Raw genomic sequence first — 17375 nt, 5'->3', positions numbered from 1 at the left:
AACGCGTCTATTTTTTATAAAAAGGGCTGTCAATGTGATCTTCCACCAAACTGCCGGCTTTCATGCAAAAGTCAGCCAGCTTTTGATAATCCTTAAACAGTTCCTCGATCTTGCTTTTTTTGCTTGTGTGGGTAAAGCTGATCGCCCTGTCGCTGTCCTTGTCTTTGATTTTGGATTCGATATCTTCCAAGAGATCGTTGAGTTTGATAAGGCCGGCTTTCATACCGCCGCCATATGGTCCGCCCGTCGGCGCATCGAGCCCGTCTTTCATGCCCTGCCATTCTTCCGGTACGTATTTCACATCCATTTAGATGATCGCCTCATTTCTATTTCTGAATCTTGTAGAGTTTTTGAAGCTCTTTATCTGTTTCATACATTTTCTCCATCGCATAACTGACAATGTGGGAAGCTATACAGTAATTATCAAACAGCTCCATCGTCTTCCCGAGAATATCCGCGTAGCTTTCAATCGCTTTTGATGCCTGTCCGGCTTTATAAAAATCGGATTCTGAAAGGTTTTTGATTTCTTTCTGAACCCCTTCTGTATAAATATCGCAGATGCTTTTCAGCTTATTGGAAATGGTGATCATTTCTTCAAACTCGAGATGGATGTTTGTACCGCCGCCTCCTGCTCCGCCTTCTGCATTCATAGCATCGCCCTCCCTGCTCTGAAATTGATGTGCAGTGCGTCATAGATCCGGTTGTTCATAATATAAAGGCTGATCCATTCATATCGATCATTTAAAGGATCAACCGAGATGAAATCTTCGCCTTTTGTAAAGTAAAGTGTTGTCGTCTGGAAACCGGTGTCTGCCGGTTTTTGCTGCGAGGCAAGCTTGAACGTTTCCACAGCAAGAACTTCTTTTTGATCAAGATCCATTGCCCTGACTTCGGCTTTTTCAGCGGCGCTCATCGGTTTTGTCAAAAAAGCGAGGTCTTGATCACGCGGCTCTCTTACTAAAAATGACACGTTGGAAATAAGCGATAAATAAACTTCGCGCTTTTCCAAATAATCTAATGTGTAGCCTTTGCCCCGGCTTCTTTCAGTCAGAGCGACAACGCGCTCCTCATCGTTCGGCAAAAATGCGCACATGACGTTATTAAAGCGCACGAATTCTTCGCTTTCTTGATATTGCTTCAGCAGCTTAATCAGAAAAAAAGCGGTCTTGGTCAGCTTGCCTTCCTTTAAAAGGATGCCTTTTTCAATCAGGCTCTCTTTTGCTTTTACTGCACAATCCGGCTCAGCCAAGGCCAGCTGTTCGCGTTCCGGAAGACCGAATATGTAGGTAACTCCGGCTGCTCCTGCTAAAACATAAAGTTCTGCCGCCGACAGCGTATCTGCTTTCACCTGCATGTCATTCTCCTTCCCTGTTATAAGTTTTTGATTTCCTGCACTTCACTGAGCTTTGAAAAATCGTCGATGTGCATTTGCAGTGCATCTAATGCAGCCGTATGATCTTTCAAGGCGTCTTTCATATCGGCATTCAATTCGATAATCAGCTCAAGGTAGCTTAAAAATGCGTCGCGGGTTTTTCCGCTCCATTTTCCGCTTTCAACATACGCTTTCAATTCCTTTGCTTTTTTCAGCGAGTCGCCAACATGTTTTTCGATCGCTTTCGCATGGGAATGCGCTTTTATTGTTCCATTATGTGAAATTTTCACAGTCTCTCCGCTTACTTTCGGATTGGCCGCTTGATAGTTGTAGTATCCATATCCGTCCATGACTCGGCTGTTCCTCCTCTACGCCTTTTTCTCTTCAGCTTCAGCTTTTGCTTTATAATACTCCCACTTGCTTTTCGCCTTCGACTTGGCGCTTTGAATGTCATCGACCATATCTTTAAAATGCTTGACCAATTCCTTCAGCTTGGCATCCTTTTCATGGCGTGTATCCTCAAATTCGTGGGAAGGGATTTTCAAGTCCGGGAGATTGCTGTTGTATGCTTTCAAACTTGCATCAACTTCTGCTAATTTCGTCTTAACATCGCTTTCTTTATCAGATAAAAAGTCGTATAAATTTTTATACTCGTCGCGTTTTCGTTCATTTTCCGTGTAGGATATGTGCAAAAAGTTGCCTACTGAATCCCAAAAACCTTCGCTCAAAGCAGCTGCCCCTTTCATTTATCCTAGTCAATAAAAACTATTTTCCTGTAGTGGATGATATTGTAATAGGTTTATCTTACAGGATGGTCCTAGGCGAATGAATAGGTTAAAAGGATTGTTTTTTTCGACGAAAAAATAAAATAACCGGTCTTCTAGAGATTTTTATAAGTAAAAAGGATCAGTCTGTTTTCCCCTCTTTTCCGACCGGTCATTTCCTGAGAAATATTTTCTTTTGAAGAACATTCCATTATAATGAAGTTGGTTGGATTTTACATCATGAAAGGAGAAGCGCTATGCGTGAACATAAAGGATGTATCAAGTGCGGAAGCACAGATGCGGGGCAAAAAGAAATCGCGACGACCGGCACCGGCCTGTCAAAATTGTTCGATGTGCAGCATAACCGTTTTCTCGTCGTTTATTGCAAAAACTGCGGGTATTCGGAACTGTACAACAAACAATCTTCAACCGCCGGAAACATTCTCGACCTGTTCTTTGGAGGATGACGGCCCGAAAGGAGAAACGGTTATGAGAGAAAAATACGGATTATTGATTGCCATATTTATTTTGGCTTTATGTGTGCACTCCAATATCGTCGTAGAACATGCACTCTTACAGGCGATCATAAAAACAGTCTCACTATTCGTGATGATCGCTTCGGCGCTTGCAGCATTTGTCAAAGGCATCAGACAGCCGTCATAATCACTGGGAGAGGGGGTTAGTCATTGCCCCGTTCCCAGTGATTTGACTAAATCGAGAATCCATTCTTTCACGTCGACAAGGCGATTGTATGCCGGCTTTGTATCGGTTCCGGTGATGATCATGGATACGAGGGAGTCCTGCTTGTGCAATGCACCGTGGCTGGCTCCTCCGACGTGCGTCGGCGACCCTTCGCCGATAAATTCGTATCCAGGCTTTGCATTGGCGATCAAAAAGTCGCCTTCATGCGAAAAAAATGAAGTGTACAGTCTGGCCAGCGCATCGGGAAACTTTCCGTATGTCATGCTGCTTTGCTCGACCGTCAAATCGAGAATGTTTACATCCCCTTCCAGCGTCCACGTTTGTCCAAATTCATCCGTGTATTTGCCTCCCGGCCGAAATGTGAGCTTCCCGTGCTGCTCCCCCGAAACGACCTCAATTGAATCCGTTTCATTTTTCCAGCCGATGATGTCGATCCTCTCGTCCTGTTGCAGAATATCCGCGATCCTCGCGAACGGAAGCTTCGCTTTATCGAGCGAATAGATGAACGCCATTCTTTCGTTAACGGCAAGAACGATGTCGTCATCGTCCGCCACGCCTTTCTTTAATTTCACAATGCGAAAGGCGTCCAGAAGACTTCTCAAATCAATCAATGCTTCTTTTTTATTGCCGCTGATCCAGGCCTGTCCGTTATCCCCCATCACGATCCAAATGTGATCTTTTAAAGCGGCTTCCCATGACGGAAAGCTGTCTAAAATCTTTTGAACATGCCGGTCTGCTTTCGCGACCCCTGCTGCGTCGTTTCTCCCGTGTTTATGTACGTGCTGGTCGAGATCGGGAAAATAGACGAGTGTAAGAGGCGGCACTTTGTTTGTTTTGATCAGATGAACCAATTCATTCGCAGAAAACCGGTCATTAAAGCCGAATTTTTTGAAAAGCGAGAGGTTTGCCGGATTCACTTTGGAAAAACCGCCGTACGAGAACAGCTGGGACGTGTTGATTTTGACTGATTGGTTTAACCCGGAAATCATTGAAAAAAGAAAAGGAACCTGTAAATAGCCGTCCCGGCTCCCCCTGTGCAAAAGTGCATTGATCGAGCACGTTTCAATTCCTTTTTCATCAAGCTCTTCGTGAAGCGTCTTCACCTGTTGGCTTAAATGAACCTGATTCAAATTGTAAAAGACGTCTCTGGAGGATTGTTTGATGCCTAATTTCAGAAGCTCTCGAATATGGCTGCCATAATTGATGATCCGTTTTTCCTTCGCGTTGTACCACACAAGACCCGGAACTTTATGGCGGTTGCTGCTCGCCCCTGTAAGCAATGTGCTGTCAACATTGACGGACATCGTCGGAAAAGGGCTGATCATATCAGGGACATAGCGCCCGTTTTCCAGAAAATATCGCAGACCAGGAGCCTGTCCGGTTTTCACGGCTTCTTGAAGCGGTTCATCCATTAATGAATCAATCAGCAACATGACGACTGATTTCTTGCGGCTCTCAGACATCGTTCTTCCTCCTTCCTTATACGTGAGCATTCCCTAAACCGCTCCGGTTATGAATGATCCCGTCTAAAATGTCGCTGATATCCCGGTCCGATTTTTCACGCAAATATTGACCAACGCTCATTTGATAGCGTCTGATGTCTTCTTCCGAACGGAAAAAGGAGAGCAGCTGCTGTTCAATCGGCTCCTGTTTTTGTTGATTCAGTTCAATGACAAGGTTTTTCTTTTTCAGAATATCGAGATTCATCTCTTCCTGTCCGGGCAGCGCATGGTAGATAAATACCGGAAGCTGTTTTTCAATGCACTCGCTGATCGTGACGCCGCCGGGCTTCGTTATGATGCCCGACGCCTCCTCGTATAAACGGTTCATTTCTGCTTTGCTTTCGATATAAGGCAGCGCTGTAATGTATGGATTGTTTAAATCATGAACATACCGGTAGAGCTTTCGGTTTTTTCCGCATAGTATTTGGTATGCGACATCCCCATTCGGCGACAGCTCCTGCACAAGCTTAAAAATGCCGCCCACCCCCATGCTTCCGCCGGTTATGAGGATGTTGCACACCGCTTTTTTGTCCCCGTTCTGCCCAGGCTTTCTCTCCATTTTATAGGAACGATGCACGGGTATTCCGGTCAAAAAAATCTTCTCTTCATCAACGCCTTCTGCGATCAGCTGTTCTTTGATGTCTTTGATCGGCGCAAAATGATAATCAATCTTTTCTCTTCCCCAAATTCGGTTGACGAAAAAATCGGTATAGACATTGACCACTTTCATGTCGGGAAATCGGCCTTTTAAGCGGTTCAGCAAATAGGAGGGCAATGCATGCGTACAGAACACGATATCAGGCTTTTTTTCCGCAATGATCTGCTGCATATCCTTCAAAAAGATCAGCTCGTACAAGAGGTGGCGCTTTGCGGTTTGATGGCGCCCGCACGCCAGGAGATGATAGACCGAGCTGTAGACTTTCGGAAAATACTGAATCCATGACAAATACGCCGCAGAAGAGGCTTTTTCAAGCCGCCGATAAGCATGTGAAAAAATGTCGATTTTTTCACATTGATGGGATTTGAGAAGCAGTTCTGCCTGCAGTGAATCGGCAACGTGATGATGACCGGTGGAAATGCTTAAAAAAGGGAAAATCAGAATCTTTGTCATCTCCATCCTCCATTTCAGAAGAAAAATGTTTTCCATTTATATTTTTCAAATATCCAGCCAAAATATAAGTGTATTTTTTCAGGAAAGGAAAGTGGCGACTTGAGAAACTGTTTTTTGTCGATTTGGAGTGTAATTGACCCGTTTTATTATTTTTTTTCAAGACTGACACTCATTGATCAAACGAAATCGAGCATTTTTCGCGTCCGTCTCACAAGGTACAAAGGGATCGATGTGGTGTTAAACGATGGGACGGTTATTAAGAAGAACGATGTTCTGATCAAAATTCATCTGCATAATATTAAGCTGGTCAAAGAGCTTCAAAATATTGAGAGCGCTGTCAGAAGAGGCATCCTCATTTATCAAAAGGCGTACTTTTCAATGCCGATCCTGGCCGAATATGTTAAAAACCATCACCGGACAGACCAAATCAAAGGCATCATCGGCATTACGACACTGCATAAAGGCGTTGAAAGGCTCGGTTTTGAAGCCGTTGAGCCCGCAAACCAGTTTTACAGAGTCTTTAAAAAACTGACGCAGATTCCGATTTTATATTTAACAACAAAGCAATTTTCTCTTCGTAAAATTCCTCCTTCCCAATATTTGTTTATCTCGAAAGAAAAATTGTTCAAGTCCTATCTGCAGAAATAACAAAAAAAGAGACTGATCCCTCAAAACAGGAACAGCCTCTTCTTTTTATGAAATGTGATGGAACGTCATTTCCGGACGGCTTCCAATGCGGATATTCGCTCCCGTCTGGCCCAATCCCTCGCTGATATAAAACGGTTTGTCATGATGATAGTGAAGACCTTTAATCATATTCATTCGCACAAGCTTTCCCATCTTCAGAAGATGATAAGGCTTCGGCCAATGAATCTGACCGCCGTGAAAGTGCCCTGACAGAAGATAGTCAAAGTGAAATTCCTGCATATCAAGCACAACGTTCGGATCATGCGTCAATACAAGGTTGTACCCTTCCTTCAGCTCTTTATATGAAGCGGCAATATCGCTTCGCTTCGTGCTGTAATCATCAATCCCGATAATGTTGAGTGCCTCACCTTCCACTTCAATCGAGACATGCTGATTTCGAAGGGTGATGCATCCGTTATCTTCCAGCACACGTTTCAGCTTCCGAAAGTGTTCACCTTTCAATACGTAGTCATGGTTGCCGAATACAGCGTACATCCCGTATGCCGGCTTTAGTTTTTGCAAAGCTTTTAAGTAGTTTGCAAGCTTTGGTATATTTCGTTTCCTATCAAGAAAATCTCCTGTTAAAGCAATGAGATCCACTCGTTTTTTATTGGCAAGTTCAAGAATCTGTTCAGGTGAAATCGAAATGTTTTCTAAATGAAGATCAGACAGATGAAGAATGTTCAGCTTTTTCTTTAAAGCGGGAGCCTGGACGCGCTCGACCGAAATCGTGTTGACTTTCACATCTTTTGTATTGTGGTTCGCTTTATAAAAAATAGGCATTAAACCTAAGATAATCAATAGACATGCGATAATAAACATTTCAATATCTCCTCCCTCTTACTAGTATAGTAAGTTGGCAGGCAGTTTTATAGTGGGAAATAATAGAATATCATTCTTTTTACCTATAATAAAAACCGATTTCCAGCTGGAAATCGGTTCGTAATTTTACAGAAACAAAATGAACAGAAGAAGCCCTAAAACGATGCGATAGATGGCAAACGGGACAAGCTTGATCTTATTGATCAGCCTGAGGAAAAAGCGGACGACAAAAAGAGCGACAATAAAAGCGCTGATAAACCCTGTAATAAAGAAAGGAAACAGGTCTGCACTTAAATATGCCCAGTTTTTAATTAAAGAGAGCAGGCTGGCTCCCATCATGATCGGAATCGCCATGATGAAGGTGAAATCGGCGGCCGCTCTGTGGTTCAAGCCAAGAATAACACCGCCCGAAATCGTCGAACCCGAGCGCGAGAAGCCCGGCCAGAGCGCCAGACATTGAAACAGCCCCATACCGAGCGCCTGCTTATACGTCATCCGGTCTACCGAATCTGTCGTCTCCGTGCGCCGGTTAATCCAGTCGGCCGCGAGCATCAGCACCGCGCCGGCGATGAGACCGACCGCAACGGTGTGTACGGAAAACAGGTACTGATCAATATAGTCTTCGAATAAAAAGCCGAGCACAGCGGCGGGAACAAGTCCTACAGCGATTTGGGCAATGGAAAGGCGGTTTCCCGATTTCTGCTCTTCCGTCATGTTTTTCTTCACACCTAAGAGGTTGAGAATCCGGTCTTTAAATACGATGGCGACAGCGAGGATGGAGCCGAGCTGAATCACGACTTTAAAGGTATTCGCCGCCTCAGGCGTGAGCAGTTCTTTCGATTTCAGCCAGACGTCGTCAACAATGATCATATGCCCTGTTGACGAAACAGGGGCATATTCTGTTAATCCTTCAACAATTCCGAGTATGATGGCGACAAAAATATCCCAAATGTTCATATGTCATTCCTTTCGCTTCATAAAACTTGTCCTCTAATAAACTATTTATATCGCCTTTAAAAGCCGATTATGCAAGCGGGATTCAGACTTCTTCGTTTTTTTCATAAAGGTGTGAACGCTGTTTAAACCATTCAAACAAATGCGTGACCACCACTTTGATGACCGCGTATCCGGGGATGGCGAGAATGACGCCGATCACGCCGAACAGCTTGGCTGCCGTCAGCAGCACAAAGATGATCGTTACCGGATGGATGTGCAGGTTTTTTCCCATAATTTGCGGCGAAATAAATTTTCCTTCAAACAGCTGCACCACAGTCCAAACGATGATCAGCTTCACAAGCATAAACGGGGAAGTAACCAGGGCAATAATGATTGCCGGCGTGATCGCAATCGTCGGTCCGAGATACGGAACGATGCTCGTACACGCCGCCACAAGGGCCAATAAGGAAGCGTAATCAAGACCGATGATCATATATCCGATAAACAATAGGCAGCCGATACAGAAGCTGACGATGATCTGCCCCCTGATATACGAACTGAGCCGGTGATTCATCTCGGACATCATCACATACGTCTGTTCCCGCAAGCGGACCGGTACGAGCTTCAAAATAAAGAGCGGCAGTTTTTTACCATCTTTCAATAAGTAAAACAGGATAAACGGCACGGTCACAATTGAAATCACGACTTCTGTAACAGCGCCTATGAACGTTCCCACTCCGGTAAATGTGCTGTTTAAAATTGTGGTGGCCTGATCGGATAATTTGCTTGCCAAATCGGTCAGATTGATGTTCAGCGTCTGCTGGACCTGATTAAAAAACTGGCTTCCGATCAGCTGTTTAATTTGGTCTTCCACAATGTGGACATACCTTGGGAAATTATCGACAAGGCTTGTGATCTGTTCCCTTAACAGCGGGATAACGGAGACGATCAAAATCGTGATCAGACCGATGATCACGATATAGAGAAGAAGAATCGAATAAATCCTTTTCACATTTTTCCGCTCTAGAAAATCAACGATCGGATTTAACAAATAATAAACGACACCTGTCAGTACGACAGGCAGAGCGATGGTTTCCACAAGGACGATGAAAGGCGTGAAAATAAACGATGCTTTTGTAAATACAAGGATGTTCAATCCGATCAAGAGCAGAACGAGCAGAAACAAAACGAATTTATTGTCTAAAAAAAACTTCTTAAATCTGCCGCCCCACATATTCAAAGAGTCCATGGCGATCCTCCATTAACATTGGTTTTATACATTAAATTGTACACTATTACTCCTCATACTAAAAATAAAACCATTGCTATTGGTCTTTTTTTCCGCTTGCAAACGTTTATTGATGATATACATATACGCCGGTGTTTCCGGCTTTTTGCCTTTCGCCGGCAAAAGAAAACACTGTATAATAAACATATCCTACAGCGAAAGGGGAAAATAGCATGATACGGTTCGGGGTAGTCGGAACAAATTGGATCACCGACCGGTTTCTTGAAGCGGCCCGTTTGGTCGGCGATTTTCAATTAACCGCGGTATATTCAAGGAGCGGGGAGCGCGGACGTGAATTCGCGCAAAAATACGGGGCAGAGGCGGTTTTTACCGATATCGGCGAAATGGCTGTGAGCGATGTTATTGATGCGGTATATATCGCAAGTCCCAACTCTTTACATAAAGAACAGGCCGTCACATTCATGAAAAGCGGAAAGCACGTCCTGTGCGAAAAACCGCTTGCGTCCCATGTCAAAGAAGCGGAAGAAATGGTAAAAACAGCGCAGGAACACCGCGTGACATTTATGGAAGCGATGAAAACGACATTTCTTCCGAATTTTAAAAACATCGAACGCAACCTGCACAAAATCGGCAAAGTCCGCCGTTTTACAGCAAGCTACTGTCAATACTCTTCCCGCTATGACGCCTATAGAAACGGAACCATCTTAAACGCATTTAACCCGGCTTTATCGAACGGTTCCCTGATGGATATCGGCGTCTATTGCGTCCATCCCGCGATCGTCCTGTTCGGCAAGCCCCTCGAAGTAAAAGCAAACGGGCTGATCCTTGAGTCGGGGGCGGACGGTGAAGGAACAGTGCTGTTAAAATACAAGGAGCACGAAGCTGTTTTGATGCACTCGAAAATCTCCAATTCCTTCACTCCTGCTGAAATTCAAGGGGAAGAAGGCTCTATCGTCATCGATAAAATCCACCGACCTGAAAAAGTCGACATCCGCTATCGGGACGGACGGGTTGAACATCTTACGCTGCCGGATGACAAACCGGCCATGTTTTATGAAACAGAGGAATTCATTCATTTAATTAAACAAGGGCGGATCGAGTCTTCGCTTAACACATTTGAACGCTCTATCAACACCTTGGCGGTCATGGATGAAGCCCGCAAACAGATCGGTCTCGTTTTCCCCGCTGATCAAAAATAACAAATGAGCCGCCTCGATTCGAATGAACGGGCGGCTCATTTGTTTTAGGATTGCGCCAAAAGATCGGCAAAGGCTTTGACATAGATCGGCAGGTCCGGCGGGCGGCGGCTTGACACGATATGACCGTCGACGACCGCTGCTTCATTTACCCATACCGCTCCGGCATTTTCCATATCGTCTTTGATCCCAGGTGTGCTTGTGACCTTCCTGCCTTCCAATATTCCTGCGGAAATCAGCACCCAGCCGGCATGGCAGATTTGCCCGATGGGCTTCTTCCTTTCGTTGAACCACCGAATCATCTCCAGTACCTCGGGATATCTTCTGAGCTTGTCAGGCGCCCAGCCTCCCGGAACCAGTACTGCGTCGTATTCCTCAATGTTCACACTTTTCAGCTCATAATCAGAGACAGCAGGTACACCGTATTTGCCCTTATATTCATGATCCGCTTTTTCACCAATGAGGTGTACGATCGCACCTTCTTCCCTCAGCCTTAAAACTGGATACCACAGTTCTAAATCTTCGAAGTCATCGCTGACAAGCGCGATCACTTTCTTGCCTTCAAGTCGCATGATTTATCCCTCCTGTACAACCAGTGTACGATAGATGGCAGTCTGTTTAAACCTATTTATCCCCTTCCCCGTCACTTTTTAAAAATGCTTTTCCCGCGTAAAAGGCTACCGGATCGCCGGCAGCCTGATGTTTAGTCAATCTTAAATTTTTTCGTCAAATCGCGCAGTTCTTCAGCCATTTGTTCAAGTGTAGCCGCAGAAGAACTGATTTCTTCCATTGAAGCGAGCTGTTCTTCAGCCGAAGCGGCGATGTCTTGAATGCTTCCTGAGCTTTCACGCGATACGTCTGCAATTTCTTCAACCGCTCCCGCGACATGCTGTGACCCTTCTGACAGCTCTTCAACTGCCGCATTCATCGTCTGCAGCTTGCCCGCGATTTCGTTTGTCATGTCATAAATCTGCTTAAAGCTTGTATCTGTTTCATCTGTGATGGTAAGTCCCGACTGTACTTCACGGTTGACGTCCTGGAACATGTCCAGCGACTTTCCGATCTCATTGACGATTTCCTGAATGAGCGCTTCGATTTCTTTTGCCGATGAGGCGGATTGCTCAGCCAGTTTGCGCACTTCTTCAGCCACTACTGAAAACCCTCTCCCGGCTTCACCGGCTCTTGCGGCTTCAATTGCAGCGTTCAACGCGAGCAAATTCGTCTGATCTGCGATGCCGTTGATCACCCGCAGGATTGCCGTAATGTCTTTCGACTTGCTTTCAAGTCCTTTCACGACGGATTCTGCCTGTTTAACGGAATGATCGATGGAATTCATTTGTCCGACCGTTTTTTGAACAAGCTCTCCGCCTGTACCGGCAATGTCCGTCGATTGAATGGATGATTCTGTAATCGATGCTGAAACTTTGGACATTTCATGCAATTGGCTGTTCATGTCAGCCAGCTGCTGCGCACTGACTTCCACTTTCTCGTTTTGGCTTTCGTTTCCGTTTGAAAATTGTTCGATCGCAGATGTAATATGTTCTGTCGCCTTGCTTGTCTGATCCGCGCTCGCGGTCAGCTGCTCTGACGAAGAAGCGACGTTTTCAACTGATGTCTGAATGACGCTGATTAAAGAGCTCAGCGATTCGGCCATTTCGTTGAAGCTTGATCCGAGCTGTCCGATTTCATCTTTTGAACGGACAGTGATTTTTTGTGTCAAGTCGCCTCCGCTGATGCTTTTCGCAGAGGAAACGAGTTCGCGGAGCGGACCTGTGATCGACCTGATGATGAAAATCATCAGAAGCACACCGATGATGATGCTGACGCCCAACGTAATCAAAGCTGCATTCAACACAGGCTGTGACGCTTCTTTTAGTTCAGTGATATACATGGTTCCGCCGATTTTCCAGCCGGTCAGTTTATTGGTCGCGAATGCCATCTGCTTTTCGCCGTCAGACGTATATTTGATTGTTCCTTTGTCATTGGCGTATACTTTTTCAACCCAGCTGCCTTCGATGTCTGAGCCCGCATCATGTTTCGGGTGGGCGACAAACTTTTTATCGGCGCTGGTGATAAAGGCAAAGCCTTTTTTCCCGATGGTCACGCGTTCTGTCGCTTTAATGAGCTCTTCGATTTTCATATTGACGGCGACCACGCCGGATCCGTCTTCATGCATCTTGGCGATGGTGATAACCATCGTTCCGGTTGACGCCGTTTTGTAAGGGTCTGTAATAATGACTTCGCCCTTGTGTTCGGCGGCTTTTTTATACCAGTCCCGCTCTACCGGATTATATCCGCTCGGCATTTCCTGATCCGGGTAGCGGATGAACTTTCCGTCCTTTGATCCGGTAAAGATCCCTTCAACATCGGGATGGAGCTTGGCGAACTGTTCGAATTTCACTTTTAAAGCGTCACTTTCTTTTCCTTTAAAAGAGTTTTCTTTAATGAACCCGCTGAAATAGGACATGGCATTTGTTTTCTGGCTGATATTCTGATTGATGATTTCGTTCAGCTGATTAACGTTTTCGCGCGCATTGTCCATGATTTCTCCGTCAAGCGTACTGCTTGCCGTTTGATACGCGCTATAGGAGAGGACGATGATTGGAACGGTTAAAATAAGCAAGAATGAAAGAATTAATTTCTTTGCAATGGAGGGACGTTTCACCCAATTTATAATATTTTCCATAGAATTGTTGACTCCTCTTTTCTGTTATATTTCTAATATCGGATTCTTTTAAAAGTTTTTATACGCGTTTTATAACTTTTTATAGTCTAAAATAACTAAAAAAACATCCGGAGGAAAACCGGATGTTTTAAAGCTATTCAATCTTAAATTTCCGTGTCAAATCACGCAGTTCTTCAGCCAGCTCCGCCAATGTGGTGGAAGATGCGCTGATCTCTTCCATAGAAGCGAGCTGTTCCTCGGCTGAAGCGGCGATGTCCTGAATGCTTGCCGAACTTTCTTTCGATACATCAGCGATTTCTTCGACCGCGCCCGCGACTTGGCGGGAACCTTGCGTCAATTGTTCGACAGCGGCATTCATCGTCTGCAGCTTGCCTGCGATATCATTGGTCATATCGTAAATCGTTTTGAAGCTTGTCTCTGTTTCATCTGTGATTCGAAGTCCTGACTGTACTTCATGATTGACCGATTTGAACATGTTCAGGGAGTTGTCGATTTCCTTGACGATTTCCTGAATTAAATGTTCAATTTCCTTCGCCGAACCGGCGGATTGTGCGGCGAGCTTCCTGACTTCTTCAGCCACTACCGAGAAGCCGCGGCCCGATTCCCCGGCCCTTGCCGCTTCGATCGCTGCATTGAGCGCGAGCAGATTCGTTTGATCGGCGATTCCGTTAATCACACGCAAAATGCTTGTGATGTCTTTTGATTTGGCTTCGAGCCCTTTGACGACCGCTTCCGCTTGCTTGACAGACCGATCGATCGAGTTCATTTGGCCGACCGTCTTTTGAACAAGCTCTTCCCCTTTGCCTGCAATCTCAGTCGATTTCAGCGACGCATCAGTAATCGCGGCTGAAGTTTTTGACATGTCATATAACCCGTCGTTCATTTCATTCAGCTGATGCGAGCTTGCTTCGACTTTTTCTTTCTGGCTTTCATTACCGTCAGAAAACTGTTCAATGGCCATTGTAATATGCTCAGTCGCTTTGCTTGTCTGCTCTGCGCTGGCATGAAGCTCTTCAGATGAAGAAGCTACATTGTCAACTGATGATTGAATGACGCTGATTAAAGAGCGCAGCGATTCGGCCATTTCATTAAAGCTTGTACCGAGCTGACCGAATTCGTCTTTTGAACGGACTGCGATTTTTTGTGTCAAGTCGCCGCCGCTGATGCTCTTTGCGGATGACACGAGCTCGCTTAACGGCTTGCTGATTCCGCGGATAATGAAGTAGATGAGAATCCCGCCGAGCACGATCGCGGCTGCCAAAATGATGATCGCCATGTGGAAGACAGGCTGAGCAGCCTCTGATATCTCATCCGTGAACATCGTTCCGCCGATTTTCCAGCCGGTCAGCTTGTTCGTCGTAAAGGCCATTCTCTTTTCTTTTCCTTCAAATGTATATTGAAAATCACCTTTTTCACTGCCGTACATTTTTGTAACCCAGTCGCCTTTGCCTTCGGTTCCGGCTTCGATCTTCGGATGAGCGACATATTTTTTATCATTGCTTGAGATAAACGCAAAGCCGCTTTTTCCGATGTTGACGCGTTCTGTCGCTTTGATAAGTTCATCGATTTTCATGTTAACGGCAACAACCCCTGAGCCGTCCTCCGTCTGCTTTGCAATCGTAACGACCATCGTTCCGGTTGACGCCGTTTTATAAGGGTTTGTGATGATCACTTTTCCTTTATTTTCAACGGCTTGCTTATACCAGTCCCTATCCGCCGGGTTATAATCTTTCGCCATTTTTTCAGCGGGATAGCGGATGAACTTGCCGTCTTTTGAACCTGTGTAGATCGCTTCCACATCCTGGTTCAGCTTGGCGTACTGCTCGAATCTCTCGACAAGTGATGCGTTCCCTTTTTCTTGATAAAGCTTTTCATTCACCCAGCCGCTGAAAAAAGAGACGGCCTGCTCTTTCTTTCCGATATTCTGGTCTATGATCTCATTCAGCTGTTCGACATTATCGCGCGCGCTTCTCATGATTTCCGTTTCAAGAGAGCTTCCCGCCGTTTGGTACGCACTATAGGATAAGGCCAAAATCGGCAAAGTTAAAACCAATATAAAGCTGAAAAACAGCCTTTTTGAGATAGACGGACGTTTAAGCCAGTCCAATACCTTTTTCATTTGATATAACTCCTTTAGCTTCTAGATTATGAAACTAATATCGGAGCTTTCATTTACTTTTGCATATTAAAAAACTTTAAAAAGTATTTCTGAAGATTCTTAAAAAAGAGCTGAGAAAAGAGACTGACCAGCAGTCTCTTTTCATCAAATTGTAAACTTTTTCGTTAAGTCGCGCAGTTCTTCAGCCATTTGTTCGAGCGTCGCAGCGGATGAGCTGATTTCTTCCATTGAAGCCAGCTGTTCTTCCGCTGAAGCAGCGATGTCTTGAATGCCGGCGGAGCTTTCGCGCGATACGTCGGCGATCTCTTCGACCGCGTCGGATATTTCGTGAGAACCTGTTGACAAATGCTCTACGGCGGCGTTCATCGTCTGCAGCTTGCCTGCGATTTCGTTCGTCATGTCGTAAATATGTTTAAAACTCGTTTCCGTTTCTTCCGTAATTTCGAGCCCTGACTGTACTTCTTGGTTGACCGATTTGAACATGTTGAGCGAATGTTCGATTTCCTTGACGATATCCTGAATCAACTCTTCGATTTCTTTTGCCGATCCTGCTGATTGGGCCGCAAGCTTTCTGACTTCTTCAGCGACAACCGAGAATCCTCTGCCTGATTCGCCGGCCCGCGCTGCCTCGATGGCGGCGTTCAGCGCCAGTAAATTCGTTTGATCAGCGATTCCGTTTATGACGCGCAGGATCGCGGTGATATCTTTCGATTTCGCTTCTAGCCCTTTGACAACCTGTTCGGCCTGTCTGACGGACTTGTTGATCGAATTCATCTGCCCGACGGTTTGTTGGACGAGCTCTCCGCCTGTTTCGGCAATTTCCGTCGATTTACCCGAGGATTCTGTAATCGATTCCGATACGCCTGCGATTTCATTCAGCTTGTCATTCATTTGGCTGAGCCGCTGTGAGCTCGCTTCGACTTTTTCATTTTGACTTTCAGCGCCGCTTGAGAACCGCTCGATGGCTAATGTAATGTGCTCCGTCGCTTTACTTGTCTGGTCGGCGCTTGCCGTCAGCTGCTCTGATGAAGATGCCACATTGTCGACCGATTCCTGAATTGTGCTGATCAGCGAACGCAATGAGTCAGCCATTTCGTTGAAGCTTGCGCCCAGCTGTCCGAATTCGTCTCTGGAGCGGACATCGATTTTTTGTGTCAGATCTCCTTCACTAATGCTTTTTGCAGAAGAGACAAGTTGATTTAAAGGCTTGCTGATCGCGCGGACAATAAAGTAAACAAGAATGCCGCCCAGAATAATCGCGCCTGCCAATGTCATGACTGCCATGTGAAGCACAGGCTGTGCAGCGTCTTTAATCTCTGCTGTATTCATCTCTCCGCCGATTTTCCAGCCGGTTAGTTTATTTGTCGTGAAGACCGTTTTCTTTTCTTTGCCTTTTTCATTAAATGTGAACAAGCCGCTCTCTTTGCTGAACATCTGCTCTGTCAGATCGGCTTCTGCTTCTGTGCCGGCTTTCATTTTCGGATGGGCGACATACGTTTTCCCTTCGCCGATGATGAATGCATAGCCGGTTTTTCCGATGCTGATGCTGTTTGCCGATTTGATCAGCTTGTCAATGTTTAAGTCAAGGGCGACTACGCCTGATCCGTCTTTGTTCTGCTTGGCGATCGTGACGACCATATGGCCTGTTGATGCAGACTCATAAGGTTCAGTTACAATCGTTTTCCCTTTTTCCTGGACAGCCTGTTTGTACCAGTCGCGTTCTACCGGGTCATACCCGTCAGGCAATGGAGCATTCGGATATTGTGCGTAAACGCTATCCTCCGAACCGGTGAATACGAGTTCGACGTCGGGATTTTGTTTTGCAAATTGCTCAAACCGCTGTTTAATGGCGGTCTGCCCTTTCTCTTTGTACGCTTTTTGATCAATCCATTCGCTGAAATACGCAATAGAAGTCTCCTTGCTGCCGATATCTTGCTGAATGATGTCGTTCAGTTCATCGATATTGTCTTTCGCACTTCTCAAAATCTCATCCTCAAGCGTGCTGCTGGCCGTAAAATATGAAGTAGCCGAAAGAACCAAGATCGGAATTGTTAAAATGAATATAAATGAAAAAATTAATTTTTTAGAAATAGAAGGCCGTTTCATCCAATTTAAAAGCTTTTTCATGTGTGATTCCCCTTTCTCTACTTTTATCGGAGACGGGGTCTATTTTTTAAGTAAAAAAAGCGGAAAATTAGACCGTTTTCCTGCCCAAGCATCAGGCATACG

At 45.4% G+C, this 17375-nt stretch carries 18 protein-coding genes; 4 read left to right on the top strand and 14 right to left on the bottom strand.

The genetic code is table 11. From position 1 onward, the window contains the following. Nucleotides 1-7 precede the first annotated feature (7 nt). From M1E03_RS05130 to M1E03_RS05110, 5 genes are read right to left on the bottom strand one after another with little or no spacing between them, the layout of a single operon-like run. Complete coding sequence (locus tag M1E03_RS05130; protein ID WP_458110708.1) at nt 8-307, bottom strand: hypothetical protein; 300 nt, start codon at nt 305-307, stop codon at nt 8-10. 19 nt (nt 308-326) lie between these two features. Continuing rightward, the gene (locus M1E03_RS05125; protein ID WP_003184717.1) at nt 327-650 is read right to left on the bottom strand and encodes a hypothetical protein; all 324 of its coding nucleotides are present in this window, start codon (nt 648-650) and stop codon (nt 327-329) included. Next, nucleotides 647-1354 carry a DUF5081 family protein gene (locus M1E03_RS05120; protein WP_095292424.1) on the bottom strand — a complete coding sequence of 236 codons (708 nt, stop codon included), beginning with the start codon at nt 1352-1354 and terminating at the stop codon, nt 647-649. Before M1E03_RS05120 ends, M1E03_RS05125 begins: the two co-directional genes overlap by 4 nt. A 17-nt stretch (nt 1355-1371) precedes the next feature. Beyond that, entirely contained in the window at nt 1372-1722 is a 351-nt protein-coding gene (locus tag M1E03_RS05115; RefSeq protein WP_020452734.1) for a WXG100 family type VII secretion target, read from the bottom strand. A gap of 18 nt (nt 1723-1740) precedes the next feature. Beyond that, nucleotides 1741-2100 carry a hypothetical protein gene (locus M1E03_RS05110; protein WP_023856112.1) on the bottom strand — a complete coding sequence of 120 codons (360 nt, stop codon included), beginning with the start codon at nt 2098-2100 and terminating at the stop codon, nt 1741-1743. A 293-nt stretch (nt 2101-2393) separates the two neighbouring features. Between M1E03_RS05110 and M1E03_RS05105 the strand changes: the two genes are divergently transcribed. After that, nucleotides 2394-2603, top strand: a complete 210-nt coding sequence (locus M1E03_RS05105; protein WP_003184724.1) for a zinc ribbon domain-containing protein — start codon at nt 2394-2396, stop codon at nt 2601-2603. 22 nt (nt 2604-2625) lie between these two features. Continuing rightward, on the top strand, nt 2626-2799 hold the full coding sequence (locus M1E03_RS05100; RefSeq protein WP_020452736.1) for a hypothetical protein: 174 nt from the start codon (nt 2626-2628) through the stop codon (nt 2797-2799). A gap of 20 nt (nt 2800-2819) precedes the next feature. Here the strand turns inward: M1E03_RS05100 and M1E03_RS05095 are convergent, their stop codons facing one another. Both M1E03_RS05095 and M1E03_RS05090 read right to left on the bottom strand, forming a co-directional pair. Continuing rightward, a complete protein-coding gene (locus tag M1E03_RS05095) occupies nt 2820-4301 on the bottom strand; it encodes an alkaline phosphatase family protein (protein WP_458110706.1) in 1482 nt (493 codons plus the stop codon). Between the two features lie 16 nt (nt 4302-4317). Continuing rightward, complete coding sequence (locus tag M1E03_RS05090; protein ID WP_065643706.1) at nt 4318-5451, bottom strand: MGDG synthase family glycosyltransferase; 1134 nt, start codon at nt 5449-5451, stop codon at nt 4318-4320. A gap of 99 nt (nt 5452-5550) precedes the next feature. Here M1E03_RS05090 and M1E03_RS05085 point away from each other — a divergent pair, with 99 nt between their 5' ends. After that, nucleotides 5551-6099: a YkoP family protein gene (locus M1E03_RS05085; RefSeq protein ID WP_458110705.1), complete on the top strand. Its 549-nt coding sequence runs from the start codon at nt 5551-5553 to the stop codon at nt 6097-6099. A gap of 45 nt (nt 6100-6144) precedes the next feature. Here the strand turns inward: M1E03_RS05085 and M1E03_RS05080 are convergent, their stop codons facing one another. From M1E03_RS05080 to M1E03_RS05070, 3 genes are all read right to left on the bottom strand, one after another. After that, nucleotides 6145-6960, bottom strand: a complete 816-nt coding sequence (locus tag M1E03_RS05080) for a metallophosphoesterase (protein ID WP_020452740.1) — start codon at nt 6958-6960, stop codon at nt 6145-6147. A gap of 126 nt (nt 6961-7086) precedes the next feature. Beyond that, complete coding sequence (locus tag M1E03_RS05075) at nt 7087-7917, bottom strand: undecaprenyl-diphosphate phosphatase (RefSeq protein ID WP_268489610.1); 831 nt, start codon at nt 7915-7917, stop codon at nt 7087-7089. Between the two features lie 82 nt (nt 7918-7999). Next, nucleotides 8000-9145, bottom strand: coding sequence for an AI-2E family transporter (locus tag M1E03_RS05070; protein ID WP_020452742.1), 1146 nt, complete (start codon nt 9143-9145; stop codon nt 8000-8002). Nucleotides 9146-9357: 212 nt separating this feature from the next. Between M1E03_RS05070 and M1E03_RS05065 the strand changes: the two genes are divergently transcribed. Beyond that, nucleotides 9358-10344, top strand: coding sequence for a Gfo/Idh/MocA family protein (locus M1E03_RS05065; protein WP_145654511.1), 987 nt, complete (start codon nt 9358-9360; stop codon nt 10342-10344). A gap of 44 nt (nt 10345-10388) precedes the next feature. Here M1E03_RS05065 and M1E03_RS05060 read toward each other — a convergent pair whose 3' ends face one another. From M1E03_RS05060 to tlpB (M1E03_RS05045), 4 genes are all read right to left on the bottom strand, one after another. After that, the gene (locus M1E03_RS05060) at nt 10389-10913 is read right to left on the bottom strand and encodes a type 1 glutamine amidotransferase domain-containing protein (protein WP_025809689.1); all 525 of its coding nucleotides are present in this window, start codon (nt 10911-10913) and stop codon (nt 10389-10391) included. A 131-nt stretch (nt 10914-11044) separates the two neighbouring features. Further along, nucleotides 11045-13027 (bottom strand): methyl-accepting chemotaxis protein TlpB, encoded by a 1983-nt coding sequence (gene tlpB, locus M1E03_RS05055; RefSeq protein WP_020452745.1) that lies wholly within the window; start codon nt 13025-13027, stop codon nt 11045-11047. Nucleotides 13028-13160: 133 nt separating this feature from the next. After that, a complete protein-coding gene (tlpB, locus tag M1E03_RS05050; RefSeq protein WP_023856119.1) occupies nt 13161-15146 on the bottom strand; it encodes a methyl-accepting chemotaxis protein TlpB in 1986 nt (661 codons plus the stop codon). A gap of 144 nt (nt 15147-15290) precedes the next feature. Next, the gene (gene tlpB, locus M1E03_RS05045; RefSeq protein ID WP_438367174.1) at nt 15291-17252 is read right to left on the bottom strand and encodes a methyl-accepting chemotaxis protein TlpB; all 1962 of its coding nucleotides are present in this window, start codon (nt 17250-17252) and stop codon (nt 15291-15293) included. Nucleotides 17253-17375 lie beyond the last annotated feature (123 nt).

This window comes from Bacillus sp. PK6-013 (genome assembly GCF_054161445.1).
This window is presented reverse-complemented; position numbering and strand designations above follow the sequence as displayed.

What these genes read in the sequence shown, in the direction of transcription:
- M1E03_RS05080 (WP_020452740.1), bottom strand. Translation starts at nt 6,960, where the DNA reads ATGTTTATTATCGCATGTCTATTGATTATCTTAGGTTTAATGCCTATT.
- M1E03_RS05075 (WP_268489610.1), bottom strand. Translation starts at nt 7,917, where the DNA reads ATGAACATTTGGGATATTTTTGTCGCCATCATACTCGGAATTGTTGAA.
- M1E03_RS05095 (WP_458110706.1), bottom strand. Translation starts at nt 4,301, where the DNA reads ATGTCTGAGAGCCGCAAGAAATCAGTCGTCATGTTGCTGATTGATTCA.
- M1E03_RS05100 (WP_020452736.1), top strand. Translation starts at nt 2,626, where the DNA reads ATGAGAGAAAAATACGGATTATTGATTGCCATATTTATTTTGGCTTTA.
- M1E03_RS05065 (WP_145654511.1), top strand. Translation starts at nt 9,358, where the DNA reads ATGATACGGTTCGGGGTAGTCGGAACAAATTGGATCACCGACCGGTTT.
- M1E03_RS05130 (WP_458110708.1), bottom strand. Translation starts at nt 307, where the DNA reads ATGGATGTGAAATACGTACCGGAAGAATGGCAGGGCATGAAAGACGGG.
- tlpB (WP_020452745.1), bottom strand. Translation starts at nt 13,027, where the DNA reads ATGGAAAATATTATAAATTGGGTGAAACGTCCCTCCATTGCAAAGAAA.
- M1E03_RS05105 (WP_003184724.1), top strand. Translation starts at nt 2,394, where the DNA reads ATGCGTGAACATAAAGGATGTATCAAGTGCGGAAGCACAGATGCGGGG.
- M1E03_RS05115 (WP_020452734.1), bottom strand. Translation starts at nt 1,722, where the DNA reads ATGGACGGATATGGATACTACAACTATCAAGCGGCCAATCCGAAAGTA.
- tlpB (WP_023856119.1), bottom strand. Translation starts at nt 15,146, where the DNA reads ATGAAAAAGGTATTGGACTGGCTTAAACGTCCGTCTATCTCAAAAAGG.
- M1E03_RS05120 (WP_095292424.1), bottom strand. Translation starts at nt 1,354, where the DNA reads ATGCAGGTGAAAGCAGATACGCTGTCGGCGGCAGAACTTTATGTTTTA.
- M1E03_RS05090 (WP_065643706.1), bottom strand. Translation starts at nt 5,451, where the DNA reads ATGACAAAGATTCTGATTTTCCCTTTTTTAAGCATTTCCACCGGTCAT.
- M1E03_RS05070 (WP_020452742.1), bottom strand. Translation starts at nt 9,145, where the DNA reads ATGGACTCTTTGAATATGTGGGGCGGCAGATTTAAGAAGTTTTTTTTA.
- tlpB (WP_438367174.1), bottom strand. Translation starts at nt 17,252, where the DNA reads ATGAAACGGCCTTCTATTTCTAAAAAATTAATTTTTTCATTTATATTC.
- M1E03_RS05125 (WP_003184717.1), bottom strand. Translation starts at nt 650, where the DNA reads ATGAATGCAGAAGGCGGAGCAGGAGGCGGCGGTACAAACATCCATCTC.
- M1E03_RS05060 (WP_025809689.1), bottom strand. Translation starts at nt 10,913, where the DNA reads ATGCGACTTGAAGGCAAGAAAGTGATCGCGCTTGTCAGCGATGACTTC.